At 39.2% G+C, this 18,453-nt stretch carries 20 protein-coding genes; 4 read left to right on the top strand and 16 right to left on the bottom strand.

The features are described 5' to 3' along the window. Positions 1 to 15 precede the first annotated feature (15 nt). Positions 16 to 684: a porin family protein gene (locus BFS30_RS11875; protein WP_069379498.1), complete on the bottom strand. Its 669-nt coding sequence runs from the start codon at positions 682 to 684 to the stop codon at positions 16 to 18. 56 nt (positions 685 to 740) lie between these two features. Between BFS30_RS11875 and gldB the strand changes: the two genes are divergently transcribed. Together gldB and BFS30_RS11865 are read left to right on the top strand one after the other, a co-directional pair. After that, on the top strand, positions 741 to 1,856 hold the full coding sequence (gene gldB, locus BFS30_RS11870; RefSeq protein WP_083252022.1) for a gliding motility lipoprotein GldB: 1,116 nt from the start codon (positions 741 to 743) through the stop codon (positions 1,854 to 1,856). Between the two features lie 17 nt (positions 1,857 to 1,873). Further along, positions 1,874 to 2,665 carry a patatin-like phospholipase family protein gene (locus BFS30_RS11865; RefSeq protein WP_069379497.1) on the top strand — a complete coding sequence of 264 codons (792 nt, stop codon included), beginning with the start codon at positions 1,874 to 1,876 and terminating at the stop codon, positions 2,663 to 2,665. On the opposite strand, the gene BFS30_RS11860 is transcribed toward BFS30_RS11865, so the two are convergent. The 7 genes from BFS30_RS11860 to BFS30_RS11830 form a co-directional block, all read right to left on the bottom strand. Next, positions 2,655 to 3,371, bottom strand: coding sequence for a 2-phosphosulfolactate phosphatase (locus tag BFS30_RS11860; RefSeq protein WP_069379496.1), 717 nt, complete (start codon positions 3,369 to 3,371; stop codon positions 2,655 to 2,657). The two genes, BFS30_RS11865 and BFS30_RS11860, sit on opposite strands and share 11 nt — an antisense overlap. Before the next feature lie 27 nt (positions 3,372 to 3,398). Beyond that, positions 3,399 to 4,478 carry a glycine cleavage system aminomethyltransferase GcvT gene (gene gcvT, locus BFS30_RS11855; protein WP_069379495.1) on the bottom strand — a complete coding sequence of 360 codons (1,080 nt, stop codon included), beginning with the start codon at positions 4,476 to 4,478 and terminating at the stop codon, positions 3,399 to 3,401. Between the two features lie 120 nt (positions 4,479 to 4,598). Beyond that, entirely contained in the window at positions 4,599 to 5,801 is a 1,203-nt protein-coding gene (locus BFS30_RS11850) for a glycosyltransferase (protein ID WP_069379494.1), read from the bottom strand. A gap of 18 nt (positions 5,802 to 5,819) precedes the next feature. Beyond that, positions 5,820 to 6,431 carry a ribonuclease HII gene (locus BFS30_RS11845; protein ID WP_069379493.1) on the bottom strand — a complete coding sequence of 204 codons (612 nt, stop codon included), beginning with the start codon at positions 6,429 to 6,431 and terminating at the stop codon, positions 5,820 to 5,822. 31 nt (positions 6,432 to 6,462) lie between these two features. Further along, positions 6,463 to 7,554, bottom strand: coding sequence for an ABC transporter permease (locus BFS30_RS11840; protein ID WP_069379492.1), 1,092 nt, complete (start codon positions 7,552 to 7,554; stop codon positions 6,463 to 6,465). Continuing rightward, the gene (locus tag BFS30_RS11835; RefSeq protein WP_069379491.1) at positions 7,554 to 8,690 is read right to left on the bottom strand and encodes a glycosyltransferase family 2 protein; all 1,137 of its coding nucleotides are present in this window, start codon (positions 8,688 to 8,690) and stop codon (positions 7,554 to 7,556) included. The genes BFS30_RS11840 and BFS30_RS11835 overlap by 1 nt, the downstream gene beginning before the upstream one ends. Next, entirely contained in the window at positions 8,668 to 9,645 is a 978-nt protein-coding gene (locus tag BFS30_RS11830) for a lysylphosphatidylglycerol synthase domain-containing protein (protein ID WP_069382401.1), read from the bottom strand. The genes BFS30_RS11835 and BFS30_RS11830 overlap by 23 nt, the downstream gene beginning before the upstream one ends. A 43-nt stretch (positions 9,646 to 9,688) precedes the next feature. Here BFS30_RS11830 and ruvC point away from each other — a divergent pair, with 43 nt between their 5' ends. Next, complete coding sequence (gene ruvC, locus BFS30_RS11825) at positions 9,689 to 10,252, top strand: crossover junction endodeoxyribonuclease RuvC (RefSeq protein ID WP_069379490.1); 564 nt, start codon at positions 9,689 to 9,691, stop codon at positions 10,250 to 10,252. A 65-nt stretch (positions 10,253 to 10,317) separates the two neighbouring features. Here the strand turns inward: ruvC and BFS30_RS11820 are convergent, their stop codons facing one another. Further along, positions 10,318 to 11,163 (bottom strand): DUF4349 domain-containing protein, encoded by an 846-nt coding sequence (locus tag BFS30_RS11820; protein ID WP_069379489.1) that lies wholly within the window; start codon positions 11,161 to 11,163, stop codon positions 10,318 to 10,320. Between the two features lie 145 nt (positions 11,164 to 11,308). Continuing rightward, entirely contained in the window at positions 11,309 to 11,524 is a 216-nt protein-coding gene (locus BFS30_RS11815; RefSeq protein ID WP_069379488.1) for a hypothetical protein, read from the bottom strand. Positions 11,525 to 11,657: 133 nt separating this feature from the next. On the opposite strand from BFS30_RS11815, the gene BFS30_RS11810 reads away from it, so the two are divergent. Then, positions 11,658 to 13,304 (top strand): DUF4139 domain-containing protein, encoded by a 1,647-nt coding sequence (locus BFS30_RS11810; protein WP_069379487.1) that lies wholly within the window; start codon positions 11,658 to 11,660, stop codon positions 13,302 to 13,304. Positions 13,305 to 13,360: 56 nt separating this feature from the next. On the opposite strand, the gene atpG is transcribed toward BFS30_RS11810, so the two are convergent. From atpG to atpB, 6 genes are all read right to left on the bottom strand, one after another. After that, positions 13,361 to 14,245, bottom strand: coding sequence for an ATP synthase F1 subunit gamma (gene atpG, locus BFS30_RS11805; protein WP_069379486.1), 885 nt, complete (start codon positions 14,243 to 14,245; stop codon positions 13,361 to 13,363). A gap of 28 nt (positions 14,246 to 14,273) precedes the next feature. Next, entirely contained in the window at positions 14,274 to 15,848 is a 1,575-nt protein-coding gene (atpA, locus tag BFS30_RS11800; protein ID WP_069379485.1) for a F0F1 ATP synthase subunit alpha, read from the bottom strand. A gap of 61 nt (positions 15,849 to 15,909) precedes the next feature. Further along, on the bottom strand, positions 15,910 to 16,458 hold the full coding sequence (gene atpH, locus BFS30_RS11795) for an ATP synthase F1 subunit delta (protein ID WP_069379484.1): 549 nt from the start codon (positions 16,456 to 16,458) through the stop codon (positions 15,910 to 15,912). Positions 16,459 to 16,489: 31 nt separating this feature from the next. Next, on the bottom strand, positions 16,490 to 16,984 hold the full coding sequence (locus BFS30_RS11790; protein WP_069379483.1) for a F0F1 ATP synthase subunit B: 495 nt from the start codon (positions 16,982 to 16,984) through the stop codon (positions 16,490 to 16,492). A 74-nt stretch (positions 16,985 to 17,058) separates the two neighbouring features. After that, positions 17,059 to 17,268, bottom strand: coding sequence for an ATP synthase F0 subunit C (atpE, locus tag BFS30_RS11785; protein WP_062551197.1), 210 nt, complete (start codon positions 17,266 to 17,268; stop codon positions 17,059 to 17,061). 41 nt (positions 17,269 to 17,309) lie between these two features. Then, on the bottom strand, positions 17,310 to 18,440 hold the full coding sequence (gene atpB, locus BFS30_RS11780; protein WP_069379482.1) for a F0F1 ATP synthase subunit A: 1,131 nt from the start codon (positions 18,438 to 18,440) through the stop codon (positions 17,310 to 17,312). Positions 18,441 to 18,453 lie beyond the last annotated feature (13 nt).

The following is an 18,453-nucleotide window of genomic DNA, read 5'->3' as shown; positions in this document are numbered from 1 at the left end:
TATTATTAAAATTCTTTAAAAGAAAACACCTATGTTAATGCCAACAAAGTGGTTCTTAGCTTTTCTATCGCCATCTTTGATAATATTGGTAAAGCCATTATTAAAAGTCAGGCCTATGGCAAGGCTGGTCCGGTCGTCAAGATCATATTCTCCCCCTGCACCGACAATCAATCCGGCACGGTAAAAACGGGTATAGTCAGAGATATTTTTCCCATCTGCAATTTTTGTCCCTGCCTGAGATGCATTTTGCTTCGCTCCGATGTTAAAATCATTAGAGAGACCAAATTGTCCGTACCACCTTAAATCACCAATTTTATTGGTCTTTAATTTTATGGTCAAAGGAACTTCCACATACTGCAACCTATACCTCAACTCATAATCTAAAAGAGTTGGATCTCCGGCCGGATGAAAGGCCCCAGGGTTAATCTCCGTGCTCTTTCCATTAATCGTAGTGATGGTTAATCCCGTGGCAAAGGAATAGTTTTCCGCGAAATTAAAATCGCCCATTAAACCGTAGGAAAAGCCCAAGGCAATCCCGTCGTTTTTTCCGACCTCAGGTTTTACCCACCCCAGGGTGGGATGTGCTGTTAAACCTAATCTGAAGCCATAATATGGAGAACCGGCCTCCTGAGCAAAAAGCTGACCGGATAAAAGTAATAGGAGTAAAGTAAGGTATCTTTTCATTTTTGAGCTATAAGTTTATGCCATTTTCCTTTCGGATCTGTTTATATTTGCTATAAATGATATACAACGTAAAATCCAGCCAAATCTATCTATTTTTTCTTTCTATAGCGGCTTTTTTTTCATCAGCGGTTAACAACCGGAACCGGGCAAGCAGACCATCAGGAGCCTTTCTCTTACTTTTAACGGGTAGCATACCCTTGTTGTTTTCCTGTAAGCAGGGCAGCAAACCTAATGTAAGTGACATCAACCTGGAGCTAAAGATAGCCAGGTTTGATCAGGATCTTTACAATGGAAAAACAAAAGACCTGCAGCAAACGGATAAATTACTTCAGCAAAAATACGGATCATTCTACGATGATTATGTACATCGAATGGTAGGTGATCCGACTTATAGCAATACAGAAATTCTCTCCACCTTGTATCATGATCAGGCCTATACAGATTTAAACAAAGAGGCAGACAGCGTATTTAAAGATATGAGCGGAATTGAAAAGGACCTGACACAAACGTTCAGATACATTAAACACTATTATCCTAATGTTAAGACTCCTAAGGTCATTTCCTTTGTTTCCGGGTTTGCCGTACAAACCCCCATTGGCGACGATTACATAGGCGTCGGACTCGACATGTTTCTGGGCAGGAACAGCAAGTTCTACGGAGCCATTGTTCAGAGTGTACCTGCTTACCTTTCCCGTCGTTTCAGCCCGGAATATGTGGTTCCAAGAATAACCGAGACCTATGCCAGGGAGGAGCTTTTTCCGGAGCGGGATGAAGATCGCACCTTATTATCAAAGATGGTCCAAAACGGAAAAATTCTTTATTTTATGGATCAGGTACTGGCGGATGAAGTGCCAGATTCAATCAAAATAGGATACACCAGATCTCAGCTGGAATGGTGCAAAACTTATGAAAAAGACATCTGGGCGTATTTACTTCAGAACAACCTGTTGTTTGAAACAGATTATCAAAAGATCCAGGTATTTCTGGCTGAAGGCCCTTTTACACCAGGACTGGGAGAAAAAAATGAGTCCGCACCGAAATTAGGTGTTTGGATGGGCTGGCAAATGATAAAAAAATATATGCAAGAGAATAAAGGGACTAGTCTGCAACAGTTAATGACAGAAAAAGATCCTCAAAAAATATTGAACATGTCAAAATATAAGCCTAAATAGCAAAAGAATTTAACCTTATGACTAAAGTAGGAATCGTATTATCAGGTGGTGGCATTCGGGGAATTGCGCATTTAGGCGTATTAAAGGCATTCAAAAATGCAGGCGTTACCTTCAGCCATATTAGTGGAACGAGTGCAGGCTCTATTGCAGGAGCTTTTTATGCTTCAGGAATTGATCCGGAACAAGGACTGGACATCTTCATCAAAGCAAAACTGTTGCGTTTTATCAGACCGGCACTGGGATCTTTGGGTCTGATCAATATCGAACATGTGGAAGAATTGTTAAAAGAGCATCTTCCTGAAGATAAGATAGAAAATCTGAAAATACCCCTTACGATTGCAGCAACAAACTTTAGTGAAGGAAAGCTGGTCTATTTTACTGAAGGCCCCTTGATTAGGGCTGTGCTTGCGTCCAGCTGTATTCCCGGGATATTTAAACCGATTATGATCAACAATCAGATGTACGTGGATGGGGGCATTTTAAATAATTTCCCTATAGAGCCATTACTGAGCAATTGCGACTACATCATTGGTTCTTCCTGTAATCACTTAAATACCGTCGACAAAATCACCAATATTTCTTCTCTGATGAAAAGAGCCGGCGTAATGTCCATCAATAAAGATATGGAGCAAAAGGTTTCCTTCTGCAACGCATTAGTGGAACCTAAAGGAATGGGAGACATCAGTACTTTTGATATGAAAAAAGCAGAAACCATTTATTGGCTTGCTTATGAACAGGCATTGAAGACGATCAAATCCAACGAAAGCCTGCAGGAACTGATCAATAATTTCAAGACACCTAAGCCTTAATCGCTACAAGTGCATCTCCCGATAATACAGGGATGGCTTCGCAGATATTAAGCTGAAGACAGAATTTCACATCTTCCTCTATGTTTAGTTCTGCCAGACGATGGCTATGAGAAGATTTATGAAGGTAACTCCTCAAGTCATCCTTAGCCAGTAGGTATAGATCTTCTGCAGCAACACAGGAATCGTCAAAATGAGCGAAATCCTTACGTAGTTCGTTGACTACCGCTCCGGCGAATAAGGTATCTTCCAAATTGAATTTATCCTTCCAGCCAGCGCATAGCAGCAATACATTTTTATGTTGGCTACGCAGCCAGTTGCATAGTGATTCCAGGTTCAGAAAGGAACCAATCACAACCTGATGTGCCCTTGTTCTTGCCAGATGAAGCGCTTTGGTTCCATTTGTCGTAGTGAGCACTATCGTTTTACCAGCTACCTTTTCAGAAGTATAGGAAAATGGAGAATTGCCGAAGTCATAGCCTTCAACCACTTCTCCATTTCGTTCTGCAGCTAATAGAAAACCCTGATTTGCATAGTTCAGACAATCTTCTACCTGTGAAACAGGAATGATTGCACTGGCACCATTATCAATACCATAAACAATAGATGATGTTGCTCTTAAAATATCAATGACTACCACAATACTTTCTTCTATAGCATACAGATCAAGTAGTGCGGGTGTTAAACAAACTTCTATACTTTTTGGCATTGGCAATTTATAGGGTAATTTCTTGGCTTATTTATAGAAAGGGAATTTAACCACTTTCGCTTTAATCTTATTATTACGGATGTTGATATAAATTTCAGTACCCTCTTTAGCCAACGCTTTATCAATGTACCCCATCCCGATTGCTTTTTGTAATGATGGTGACTGAGTTCCTGAAGTTACCCTTCCGGTCACTTTTCCATCGATATCCACGATTTCATAATCATGACGAGGAATACCTCTGTCAACCATTTCAAAACCAATTAATTTACGTGCTACACCAGCTTCTTTTTGCGCCAGTAAGGACTCTGAATTGGTGAACTTCTTGCTAAACTTAGTAATCCATCCTAAACCCGCCTCAATCGGAGAAGTCGCATCATCGATATCATTGCCATATAGACAGAATCCCATTTCCAAACGCAAAGTATCGCGTGCACCTAAGCCGATTGGTTTAATGTTAAATGGTTTTCCAGCCTCAAAGATAGCGTCCCAGATTACATCTGCATGTTCATTGTCAAAATAGATTTCAAAACCACCGGCACCAGTATAACCTGTAGCAGAAATCACTACATTTTCTATGCCTGCAAAAGTCCCTTTAACAAAGTTGTAATACTCCATAGAAGCCAGGTCAACTTCAGTTAAACTTTGAAGCGCCTCTGCTGCTTTAGGACCCTGAATTGCTAAAAGAGAAGTCTTATCAGAGATGTTGTGCATCTCAACACCTTTATCATTATATTTTTGAATCCAGTTCCAGTCTTTGTCAATGTTGGAGGCATTCACCACCAGCATATAAGTTTTTTCGTCAATTCTGTAAACCAATAAATCGTCTACAATACCGCCATCTTCATTCGGCAGGCAAGAGTATTGTACTTTACCATCATATAATTTTGATGCATCATTGCTGGTCACTCTTTGAATTAAATCTAAAGCATTTTCCCCTTTCAGAATAAATTCACCCATGTGGCTCACATCGAAAACGCCAACACCGCCTCTTACGATTGCATGTTCCGCATTGATTCCTTCATACTGAACCGGCATATTATATCCTGCGAATGGTACCATTTTGGCACCCAATGAGATGTGTTTATCTGTTAATGCGGTATTTTTCATCAGTATATATTTGTTTTTTTATGGTTCAAATTGTTCTTCGTAGCTGTTTTTTTTAAAGCCATAAGTCTGGGAATCATCCCTGATGCAGGCCTGTAAAACGTGGGCAAAAGTACATAAAAATTATACAGTAAGTAATTTTTGATAGATATTCAACATTCTTTCTGCAATGATCCTGACATCGTGGTCACGTTCCACTGTTTTTCTTGCATTTTCTCCAATCTCCCTCCATTTTTTTGGATTGGTAATACACTGCAGAATGGCTCTGTAGAATTCATCCGCAGTATCAGCAATGAGAATATCTTTCCCATTTTCACATCGGATACCTTCGGCAGCCATACTTGTGGCGATGATACATTTTCTCATGGCCATTCCTTCAATAATCTTTACCCTCATCCCACTTCCCGAGAGCAAAGGGACAATCATGATCGCTTTGGAATTGATAAACTCAACGGCATCAAACACCTCTCCTTCTACCACCAGATTTTCTGAATCGTATTCAAAAAACTGCTTTTGCATATTTTTTCCGGCAATATAGAAACGAAGTTCACTGTTCAGCTTCTCAATATCGGGCCAGATCTCATCCAGAAACCATTCCAGTCCCTCTTTATTCGGTCGCCAGTCCATTGCTCCCAAATGAAACAAAGTAGGAAAACTGGTTTTTGAAGGATCAGTCACATATTTTTCAAAATCAAGGGCCACAGGGAAAACCTCCAGTGCGGTTTCACAGCCAAATCTTAAAATGCTTTGCCGATCCTGTTCGCTAATGGCAAAAACCTGATGAAACCGATTGATCTGTTCTGTTTCATAAACTTTCAGACGACGGGCTAAAAATTGGAGATAGCTCCTTCTAGGTGTAAATTTTTCTGTCAGCGCAATACGTTCCCAGACGTCAAACTCGATATTATGAGCCCTATAGATTACCTTGGCCTTACTATTCTCTTTCACCACATCCAGATATGGAACAACGAAGAGTCCTTCAAACTGGATAATGTCAAATTCATTTTCTTTTAAAATGTCTCCCAGTAATTTGGCCGCATCTTCATCAAAATAACGGGACACGTTATAAGATTGATTAGAGAAAATATTCAACAGGGCACCATAAACATTTACTTCTGTATCGAGATTAAAAGAATGGAATTTGATTTGTTCAAACAGGGGATCATAGATATCCTCTACATCGACTTTATATTTATTAGGGTTAATACTGAACAAAGTAATCTCTACACCCAATTTCAACAATCCTTTCATTGTATTGTACACAACTATCGGATAACCACTATTGGGCGGAAAAGGTATTCTGTTTGTGAGTATTAACGTTTTCAAATCATGTGAAAATACTAATTATCCTTCTATTTCGGAAAACAGCGCCAACTGGGGCTGTGTAATCGTAAAAGTTTTACGGTGATATGGCGATAACCCATGCTCTAGCGCAGCGTTTCTATGATCAATTGTAGGATATCCTTTATTTTTTTTCCATTGATAAACTGGATATTCTTCGGAGATCGTTTCCATGTATTCATCGCGGTGGGTTTTCGCAAGAATGGACGCAGCAGCGATATTCAGGTATTTTCCATCTCCTTTAACAATACAGGAATGAGGAATTTCCGGATAGGCCTTAAACCTGTTTCCATCGATACTCAGGTACTGCGGTTTAACGCTTAATTTTTCAATCGCCCTATGCATCGCTAAAAAAGAGGCATTTAAGATATTGATCTTATCTATTTCCAAATGATCAACTTCAGCCACCGCCCAGGCAATCGCTTCTTTCTCGATGATTAGTCTCAGGGCATCGCGCTGTTTATGACTTAGCTTTTTTGAATCTGTAAGCACTCCGGCAATAAAGTCCAGGGGAAGAATAACGGCGGCAGCAAAAACGGGACCGGCAAGACACCCCCTTCCAGCTTCATCGCAGCCAGCTTCAATCAATTCATTCTGATAACTATTTAACAGCATAAGTACAAAGTTAATAAATTTAAAAACCCAGTTAAACGGATATATTTTGCGACTTTACATCAAAAGCATCCCTCAATCCAATGGCCAGTAAGTTGAAAGCATAAACGGTAATCATAATGGCCAGACCAGGCAGGATCGCCAGATATGCGGCATCCATAATGATATAACCATAATGTTCCTTAATCATTCCACCCCAGCTAGGCATGGGGGGCTGTGCACCAAAGCCCAGAAAGCTTAATCCTGTTTCCAGGAGGATTGCAGAAGCAAAGTTCGCAGAAGCCACCACAAGTATAGGTCCGGCAATATTGGGTAAAATATGTTTGATAATCGTCCTGGAGGTAGAAAAGCCAAGTGCTTTCGAAGCTTCCACAAATTCCACTTGTTTTAATGCCATCACCTGCCCCCTCACTAACCTCGATACGTCAACCCAGGTTGAGAGTCCAACCGCAATAAAAATCTGCCAGAACCCCTTCCCTAGTGCAAAAGAGATGGCAATCACCAATAAGAGCGACGGTAAAGACCAGATCACATTCATAAACCAGCTGATCGTTGCATCTACCTTTCCACCAAAATAACCAGATAAAGCACCCAGACTAATACCAATAAAAAGAGAAATGAGCACTGCCATCAGACCTACAGAAAGGGAAACCCGGATGCCCAGGATTAACCGGCTTAAAAGGTCTCTGCCATAAATATCTGTTCCAAGTAAAAAAGTTTGCCGATACCTGTTTTCTCCATGCAGACGCGGATATACCGATTCCTCAGCCTGCTCATCATCACCAATATATTCTTTCGCATACACCTTATTTCCCATTTCACGATACGATGTAATAGGAATACTTTTCAGATCAGATTCCTGTCCGAATAACATCCTTTCCAGGAAACTCACCTTTTTTATGTCCTTATTTCGGCTAATGATGAGAAAGTTAAAACTCCGTCCTGGTTTCTTGTTACTGAGCTGCAAATGCATGGTATTTGCATAGGGCGTCTGATCAGGTGTAATTAAATAACCCAATATGCCCAGTGTCACCATCAATAAAATGAATAATAGCCCGGCGAAAGCCATCTTATTTTTTCTGAATCGCTTCCATACTTTTCTCGAAGGCCTATTGTTAGTCTCCATTATTTCACCATTCTGTCTTTCCAGTTGTACTTTCCTGAGTTTCCGGCAATGCCGATATATACGATATACAAGATGTGCATCAGGTTAAGTACGGGCAATAAAACGAGTAATTTCCTTCTTTTTGCAAAACCCGTGACATCGTATAAAAATAACAATTCCACGATAATTTTCACCAGCAGTTGCCATAAAGCCAACTTCAGGTAAAAACCAATAAATAAACCAATACCAATATTGAGCAGGATACTCACATTAAATAACCAGATACCCACACCTAATACAATAATAGACTTGTTCTTATAACGGGTGCTTTTAGAAGCCCAACGTTTGCGCTGCTGAATAAACTCTCCTAGAGTTGGCTTAGCATGAGTGTATACCACAGCATCATGATGCTTTAAAAAGCCGATGTTATTGTCAAACCGGGCAGCAATTTTATGTAAAAGTAATTCATCGTCTCCCGATGCCAGATCATCAATCCCCTTGAAACCACCTACCTCATAAAAAGCCTGTTTTTCATAAGCTAAGTTAGCCCCGTTACAGGTGGAAGGTTTTTTATTTCCTATTGTGGAAGCTCCTAAACCAATCAGATATAAGAATTCCAGCGCCTGTGCACGTTCAAAGAAGCTCTTCTCTTCAAAATAAGCAACCGGCGATGAGATCATTTTATATTGTTTCTCTTCATAAAAACCCACAATCGTTTTAAGCCAGTCTTTTCCCATACGGCAGTCTGCATCAGTGGTAATAATTAAAGCTCCTGTAGATTGACCTATGGCAGTTTGTATCGCTTTTTTCTTATAAGAGTTGAGCGCACGATCCTCGTTGAGCCGGATCAGTCTGACTCCTTTTGGAGCATACGATTCAATGATCCGGGCAGTATCATCTGTAGAATGATCGTCTATAAAAATGATTTCCGTCAATTGCGGGTCGTAAGACTGTGCACACAGATCATCCAGCGTTTTTGAAATGTTGACAGCCTCGTTGCGTGCCGCAACTAATATAGATACCTTGGTTTTAAAAGCAGGTTGTTTGGGTTGATAATAAGTCAGCTTATGCCAACCCCGGATAAAAGCCAGCACCACCACGACATACAGGATCGTTAAAAAGGAGGTGATATAACTAGCTACGCTGAAGATTTCCAAAAAAGTTAAGTTTAAATACGAAATAAGTGCCTAATATAGCAGGAATAATAATATTTATAAGCCAAATACTGGCGGTACAAGCAATCACAGCAACTTCCTGATCGGTGATCGAGCTGAAGAAATAAGAAGCTGTAGCCGTCCTCACCCCAATATCAAATAAATCTAAAGAAGGTAAGGTCGATTGTACAAAGAACAGGATACTCACCATCATCAGAATTTCCAAATAATGTAGATTTGGGATAAGCCAGAAGAATAAAATGAAATATTGAGTACTGAAGACCAGGTATCTGGAAAAGCAGAGCAGTAAAATTCTTAATAGCTCTTTTTTCTGATATCGGCCCAGAATGCTATAAAACTTCTTATACTTTCTGGTGAAACGCATAGAAAGCAAAATCCCATTCAGCCATCTTATATTAAAATAAAATATGATAAAGAACAGACAAAAAATCAGGGCAAGAAATAGCAATCCATAAAAAAGCAAGGGATCAATATTTACAAAGCGATAGATAAATACACAAAATGCAATGGCTCCAAAAACATTAGTCAACACCATTTGCCCGATATTGCCAACTGCCATGGCTACTACGCCTATAACCCTTCTTTTTGGCGACAGGAAGAATACCCTTCCTCCATATTCTCCAATGCGGTTAGGGGTAAAAACAGCCCAGGTCAGGCCGCAAAAGACCGAAGCTATGGATTTCCACAAACTGATCCGCTCTACACTGGAAATTAATCTTTTCCATTTAACTGCTTCCAGTCCCCAATTAAGTAACATCAGCAACAAAACAAAGCCAAGTACACAAAAAATCTCCCATTGAGGAATCTTCGCTAACAGATTTTGGAAATCCTTTAAGTTCTTATTCGCAGTCAGTTTACTATAAACAAACCAAAATGCGAAAAAAACAATTCCGGCTTTAAGAATATATGAAACTATTTTTTTGTACTGTGATGTCAACTTTTTTGCTTTTACTCTGTGCAAATATGCTTAATATTGTTTTATGTTGGTTGAAAAAAAGGAAAGGGTGATCATGGGAATAGATCCAGGCACTTCGATTATGGGTTATGGGGTAATATTGGAAAAGGGAAGTAAAATCGAAATGATTACCATGGGAATAGTTCGCATGGATCACTTAGACGATCATTTTTTGAAGCTTCAACGGATTTTTGAGAAGACCATCGTACTGATCGATGAGTACAAACCAGATGCAATGGCATTGGAAGCACCTTTCTATGGAAAGAATATCCAGGTCATGTTAAAGCTGGGGCGTGCTCAGGGAGTGGCCATGGCTGCTGCACTGTCCAGAAATATCCCAATTACCGAATACGCACCACGTAAAATCAAGCAATCAATTACAGGAAACGGAAGCTCAGGAAAAGAGCAGGTAGCTGCCATGTTGCAGCGATTACTGAATTTTAAAGAAACACCTGAGTTTCTGGATGCAACGGATGGCCTTGCAGTTGCAGTTTGTCATTCTTTTCAGCGGGTCAGCACTTCTGGTTCAGGGAAATCATATTCCGGATGGGAAGCTTTTGCCAAGGATAACAAAAAACGGCTGAAATAGAAAATCCTGATTCAGATGTGATCCAAATCAGGATTTGGTGTATGCGATTTCTGTATTTATTACAACTATACAGCTTTTCTTTTCTTACGGTAATACCTGAAAGCAAAATATCCGGCAAACAACAATACGATTAACATCCATAGGTTGGATAAAATCAGAATAAACTCCTTAAAGATAACCCAGCCGTTTTGGATATTGAGGCCTAATCTTCTAAAAAAACCAGGGCGATAATCGGATAAATTATCATTGCTAACCACCAGTTTCTTAACCGTATTATCCTGGTAAAAACTTAGGGTGATATCACTGTATTTTACGCGGGAATCTATATTTAGGTTCTCAATTTTTTTATCAATGTAATCATCTTTTAGGTTTAACGCCGTCTCTACATTATTGCTTTTCTTATTGGCGTGTTTGTTTAGTTGCGCTACGGCCTCCACACGGTTTTGATTTTTTAATTTATTAGCCAGGTAAGAGATGCTCTGATCGTCCAGCTTCATTGATTGGTGATCAACAAAGACGGCCATACCCGCCACCTTATTGGTAAAAGCATCAAGTTTTTCAGAAGGAACTTTTGCTACTATTGAACCTTCTACACGGTAAGAAGTAAGTTCCATTAAAGAATCAGCAGAATAACCCACTTTCTCAAACCGCTCTACGTTACTCTGAATTGAAAATTCCCATAAAGTTCCTCCTTCTGCTCTGATTAATTCTCCTAATTTTTCTTTGCTACGTTGAACATCTTTTACCCTGAAACGCATATCTGCAGTCTTTATGATCTTCTCTGTTAAAGTCGTATCACTAACTTCCAGATTTGCACTTGTCGCATCAGAAGTTGCCTCATACGATTTTTTTTCTTTACCACAGGCAGAAACAGCTATTGCTACAACACAATAGATTAAATATTTTTTCATAATATTAATCAGTTAAGGTTTTCTCTTAATACCAGATCCCCGATTAGGTAACCTATGAAATTTATTTTTATGAAAAAATAATTAAATAAAAAGTCCTCATCAGCTTTCGCTCATGAGGACTTTTTAAGAAAATACTACTTTAGAATTAAGCAGCTAATATTTTGAATACGCCTTTACAAGCGATAAAAGAACCGATAAATAAAATTGCCCAGGATACGATTGATAAAGTCATAGAATCAGCAGCAAACCGCAAATAAACGCCTAAAACGCTAATTATAATTCCTACAGCCATCAATTTATAGATGGATACCTCGTTCGCTCTTTTCATGCTATCCGTATTGTGCTTTGGTGTCTGTTCCATAGTGTTTTTAATTTATGGCACAAAAATAATATTAATTAAGCAAAAAGCGGTATAACACCAGCATAAATTTTAGTGGATCTTCCAACTTATGGATTATCTTTAATTATTGCATCCTCCTTAAAAAAACTATCAAATGAAAAGAATCTTTTTAACGTTGCTTACTTCACTCAGCTTCGTCTATATCTATGCTCAATCGCCACGTTCCTTTAACAGCCGGCTGGAATCCGTTACCGTTTACAGCATTGGTGCTGAGCTGAATCATAAAGCAAAAATTAGTCTTCCTGCAGGAACCAGTGAAATCATCTTAAACGATATGGCCAATAACATTGATGAAAGCAGCATTCAAGTGGGCGTTCCATCCAGTGTGACCATCTTATCCACCAGTTTTTCCCGGGATTTTTTAAGGAATGAGAACAAAAGCCCTGCATATATTAAAGTAGAGGACAGCCTTCAAATTATAAAAAGAGAACTGAATAAGGTACAGAATAAAAGAGTTGTAGAAGAAAATTTACTTGTTCTGCTGGATAAAAATCAGGCGATCGGCGGAGTGAATACCGGCGTAAATGTTGCCGAATTAATCAAAATTGCTGACTATTACAAAAACAAACAGCTGGAATTAAGGAACAATATTTTCAGTCTAAAAGAAGCAGAAGATGTTCAGCAAAAGCGGATTGCAAGAATGCAACAGCAACTCCAGGAATTGAGTCTGGATAAAACCGGAACTACTGGTCAGATTGTATTGCAGGTAATGGCAACTGAACCCAGCAATGCAGATTTCAACATTAGCTACCTGAGTCCAAATGCCGCCTGGCTTGCTTTTTATGACTTACGTGCAGAAAACACTTCCTCTCCTTTAAAAATCGTTTACAAGGCCAATGTGACCCAGTCAACAGGACTCGACTGGAAGAAGGTAAAGCTGAGCCTTTCTACCGGAAATCCATCCCAAAATGGAACTGCTCCACTTTTATCAGCCTGGTTCCTGCAGTTTGGAGAACCTGCATATGCCTATCAACAGCAAAAACAAATGTATCAGAACAGAATACAAAGCATGGAAACCCGCGCGCCTATGGATAAAAAAGATCTTGAAGAACAACCCATAATCAACGCTCTTCAGGGTCAGGTGGCCGGAGTACAGGTGCAAGCACCGGTATCAGTACAGCAAAACGAGAATATGCTGAATGCTTCATTTGACATTGAGATCCCCTACGATATTGCGTCAAATAGCAAACCTCATAGTGTAACTTTAAAAGAATTCAGTCAGCCTGCCAATTTCAAATACTACAGTGTTCCTAAAATAGAGGCTGATGCTTTCTTAATGGCGGAGATCACAAATTATGATAAATTGAATCTCTTACCCGGTGAGGCCAATATTATCTTTGAGAACAGCTATGTAGGTAAATCTTTCATTAACCCTAACGCCACTACAGACACACTTAACCTTAGTATGGGAAGGGATAAAAAGATCACCATTAAAAGAGAGAAAGTAGCAGAGCAAACCGGAATTAAATTTATAGGGAATAGTAAAAAGCAGACCTTTACTTATGAGATTCGCTTGCGTAATGGTAAAAAGGAAGCAGTGAACCTTTTATTGAAAGATCAGTACCCGGTGTCTACAGACAAAGATATGGAAGTGGAATTACTCGCTGCAGACGGCGCGGTAATTAACAAAGAGACAGGCGTTCTGACCTGGAAACTGTCTCTAAAAGCCGGGGCAACTGAAACCATCAGGATCAGCTATGCTATAAAGTATCCCAAAGACAAGAATATCGTAAATCTATAACCATAAAAAAGCCCTTATCCGTTTGAATAAGGGCTTTTTTTTTGATATCAGGTAAATTAACCGTTCAATGCTGCTGCACCACTTACAATCTCTGTAAGCTCTGTTGTAATTGCAGCCTGACGTGCCTGGTTGTAAGAAAGCTTTAAGGCTTTCAATAAATCCCCTGCATTTTCAGTTGCTTTATCCATTGAAGTCATACGGGCACCGTGCTCAGAAGCATGAGAATCCAATACTGCTTTATACAATTGAATCTTAATAGACTTAGGGATCAACTGTTCTACGATCTGCTCCTGAGAAGGCTCAAGAATATAATCTACCAAATGAGCAGATTTTACTTCTTCAACGGCTTCCGCTTTAGGCAGAGGTAACAACTGTTCTGTAGTAATGATCTGAACAGCTGCATTTTTGAACCTGTTGTACACCAACTCTACTTTATCAAACGTACCTTTTTCAAAGCCAGCCATGATCGAATCGGTGATCTTGGTTACATTTTCAAAAGTAAGCGCAGTATATACTTCGTTGTTGTTTCCGATGACATTATAGTTCCGTTTTTCGTAGAAGTCCTGAGATTTCTTACCGATTGCAACGATACTTACATTACCATTTTTGTATTGTTCGCTATATTTTTCCGCAATTAAGTTATTGGTCGCTTTAATCACATTCATATTAAAGGCACCAGCTAAACCACGGTTAGAAGAAACCACTACAATCAATACCTTGTTAGGTTCACGCTCCTGAATAAACGGTGACGATGATCCCTCTAAGCTTGCCGAAAGATTTCCCAAGATTTCTTTAAGCTTTGTAGCATACGGACGTAGCTGAACAATCGCATTGGTCGCACGCTTCAACTTCGCAGCCGAAACCATTTTCATGGCTTTGGTGATCTGCTGTGTAGATTGCACCGATGATATACGAATTCTTACTTCTTTTAAATTAGCCATTCTTTTTTATTCTTTCAGTCGAGAGTAATTAGTATTTACTTGAAAGCTCTTTTGCAACAGTTTCCAACACTCCAGTAATTTGATCATCAAATTTTCCAGCTTTTAAAGCTTTCAAAGTATCAGGATGACGTAATTCCAATTGTTGTAAATATTCAGCTTCAAATTCTTTTACTTTATTTACAGGAACTGAACGCATTAAGTTTTTAGTACCGATATAAATAATTGCTACTTGTTTCTCTACAGTCATTGGAGAGAACTGTCCTTGTTTAAGGATTTCCACGTTACGTGCACCTTTATCAAGAACTGATTTAGTAGCTGCATCAAGATCAGAACCGAATTTAGAGAAAGCCTCTAACTCACGGTATTGAGCCTGATCCAATTTCAAAGTACCAGCAACTTTTTTCATTGATTTGATCTGCGCATTACCACCTACACGTGATACCGAGATACCTACGTTAATTGCCGGACGGATACCTGCGTTGAATAAGTTGGATTCTAAGAAGATCTGACCGTCAGTAATTGAGATTACGTTTGTAGGGATATAAGCAGAAACGTCACCAGCCTGAGTTTCGATAATTGGAAGTGCAGTTAATGAACCACCGCCTTTAACGATACCTTTCAATGATTCAGGAAGGTCATTCATTGCCTGTGCAATGTCATCGTTAGAGTTGATCTTAGCAGCACGCTCTAATAAACGACTGTGAAGGTAAAATACGTCACCCGGATAAGCCTCACGACCCGGTGGACGACGTAGTAATAATGAAACCTCACGGTAAGCTACAGCTTGCTTAGACAAGTCATCATAAACAATTAATGCTGGTCTGCCTGTATCACGGAAGAACTCACCGATCGCTGCACCAGAGAATGGAGCGTAGAACTGTAGAGGAGCAGGTTCAGCAGCAGAAGCAGCAACAACAACCGTATATGGCATTGCACCGTTTTCTTCTAACGTACGAACGATGTTCGCCACAGTACTTGCTTTTTGTCCGCAAGCAACATATATACAGAATACAGGATTACCTGCTTCGTAAAATTCTTTTTGGTTGATAATAGTATCGATACATACCGCAGTTTTACCAATCTGACGGTCACCGATTACCAACTCACGCTGACCACGACCGATTGGAATCATACCATCGATAGCTTTGATACCAGTTTGTAGAGGCTCAGTTACCGGCTGACGATAGATTACCCCAGGAGCTTTACGCTCAATTGGCATCTCATAAGTCTCACCAATGATTGGTCCTTTACCATCGATTGGTTCGCCTAGTGTGTTTACCACACGGCCTAACATACCTTCACCAACTTTGATAGAGGCGATTTTCTTAGTACGTTTAATCGTATCACCTTCTTTGATCGTGTCAGATGGGCCCAATAGAACCACACCAACATTATCTTCTTCAAGGTTCAAAACAATACCTTGTAAGCCGTTTTCAAATTCAACTAACTCACCGGATTGAACTTTAGTTAAACCATAAACACGGGCAATACCATCACCCACCTGCAATACGGTACCAACTTCTTCAAGTTCTGCTTCTGATTTAAAGCCCGCCAATTGTTGCCTGATAATTGCCGATACTTCGTCTGGTCTTACCTCTACCATAATTTTATATTATTTCTTTTGTAAATCAGTATATGTTATCTTCTATTATTAAATACTCAAGTTAAACAATTCCCTGAGCAAATTCTTTTTTAAGTTTATTCAAACCACTGGCAATACTCGCATCAAATTGCTTATCACCAACCTTTAAAATAAAACCGCCAATTAGTTTGTCATTAACTTTTTCTTTAATCACTACTTCATTAGCGCCTACTTCTTTTTTCACTATAGCTACGATCTCTGCTCTGTTTGCTTCTGTCAATTCCGTAGCTGAAGTCACTTCAGCAGTTACAATTCCTTTAATCGCATTGTATTGCTGAATAAAGGCTTTTGCTGTTCCGAATAAGATTTCAGAACGTCCTTTGTTTACCACCAGTTTTAAGAAGGCTTTAGTTACCGCATTAACTTTGGCTCCAAACACATTTTCTAAAATTCCTGATTTTTTATCCAAAGGGACAATCGGGTTTTTAAGAATAGCTTCTAATTCCGGATTCTGATCAATTACCTGATCTAAAAGAACCATATCGCTTTTGATTTCTTCTAAAGCATTCTGCTCATTAGAAAGATCTATTAACGATTTGGCGTATCTCGATGCTGCTTTATTTTCTAACATTTTTATCTAATTTGGCTAAACAAACTATCAACTAGTTTAATTCAACATCTTTTAAAAGATTAGCAACTAAATCCTGTTGGGTAGCTTTATCCTGTAATTGATTACGCAACACACGTTCTGCAATATCTAATGATAAAGTAGAAACCTGGTTTTTCAATTCTGCTAAAGCAGCTTTCTTCTGGTTTTCAATTTCGATCTTAGCCTTTTCAATTAGCTTCGCGCCTTCATTTTGTGCCGAAGTTTTAGCTTCGTTAATGATATTATCCTTAAGTGTTTTTGCTTCTTTCAGGATCAGATCACGTTCTGCACGTGCAGATTTCATTAAATCTTCATTCTGCGCAGTTAAACGAGCCATTTCTTGTTTCGCCAGTTCAGCTTTATTTAAAGCCTCATCAATTGACTGCTCACGTTCTTTAATTGCTGCCAAAACGGGTTTCCAGGCAAATTTCGCCAATAGGAACATTAGCAATAAGAAAGCAATGGATTGAAAGATAACTAGGCCAAATTCAGGTAATAATAATTCCATCTATGTATATATTAATATTTTGTTCTTTTTTAACAATAAATGGTACCAGGCATATACCTGGCACCTTTTAATTTCTAGCCATTACCCATTAGGGCAACTACTACTGCGAAAAGCGCAACAGCCTCAACGAAGGCAGCAGCGATTAACATTGCAGTTTGAATTTTAGAGGCAGCTTCTGGTTGACGAGCAATACCGTCCATAGCTGAACCACCAATGCGTCCGATACCTAGACCAGCGCCAATCGCAGCTAATCCTGCACCAATTGCAGCAATACTTCCTGTAATCATGATTTTATATATTAATTGTTGTTAAAAAATAATTCTTATTAATGGTGTTCTTCAATTGCCATTCCGATAAACAGGGCAGACAATATGGTAAAGATAAATGCCTGAATAAAAGCAACCAATAATTCTATGGCGCCAATAAATACGGCAAATGCGATCGATACCGGGGCAATGTATAAGCTATTGAATACAAACACAAGGCAGATTAACGACAACACTAAAATGTGTCCTGCAGTGATGTTGGCAAACAAACGGATCATTAAGGCAATAGGTTTGGTAAAGATACCGAACAATTCTACCGGAACCATTACAACGTACATCCACCATGGTACATCAGGCATAAAGATGTGTTTCCAGTAGTACTTGTTACCATTGAATACAGTAAGGCAGAAAGTTGCAATAGCTAAGATCATAGTCACCGCAATATTACCAGTTAAGTTGGCTCCCCCTGGTAAAAATGGAATTAATCCCAGCATATTGTTAAACCAGATAAAAAAGAATACGGTTAATAAATAAGGCATGAAACGCTCATATTTATGACCAAGATTCGGTTTCGCAATATCATCACGTACAAAAAGAATGATCGGCTCCATCCAGGATTGTAATCCTTTTGGCGATTTCCCTTTACGTTTTTTATAACCATTGGCTACATTGATAAATACCACAAGCAGAATAATCATTGATAAAATCAGGGTACAAACGTTCTTAGTAATGGATAAATCCAAAGGACGTTCATTTGATGCATGATGTTTCTCATCTAAGCTCAGAAATTGTCCATGCTCATTCGCAACATCAGATGCATAATAGATTTTTTCGTGCATTTTCACAAAGCGCTGTCCTTTTCTTTCTACCACTACTTTACCCTCATCATCGTGATTAAAGTCAGCAGAACTGAAATTTACAACACCAGCTTTGGTATACAATATTACCGGAAGATCAATATAAGTATGCCCAATTACGTGCCAGCTATGCGAATCCGCAATATGGTGTAGCGCAAACTTACCAATGTCAAACTTTTTCTCAGCCTCTGGTTGGGCATGGGAATCTTCTGTTACTTGTGCTGTGTCCACCTGAGCAAAAGCTGCGGGTGTAACAGAAAAAAACGCTAAAAACAGCGTAAAAACAACAATTAACCTTTTCACTTTAAACTCAAAAACGTGGCTACAATCCATTTACTCGCAGATT

Origin of the sequence: Pedobacter steynii (assembly GCF_001721645.1) — a bacterium.
Taxonomy (GTDB): domain Bacteria; phylum Bacteroidota; class Bacteroidia; order Sphingobacteriales; family Sphingobacteriaceae; genus Pedobacter; species Pedobacter steynii_A.
The sequence above is the reverse complement of the archived record's forward strand: the minus strand, read 5'-3'. Positions and strand labels throughout refer to the sequence as shown.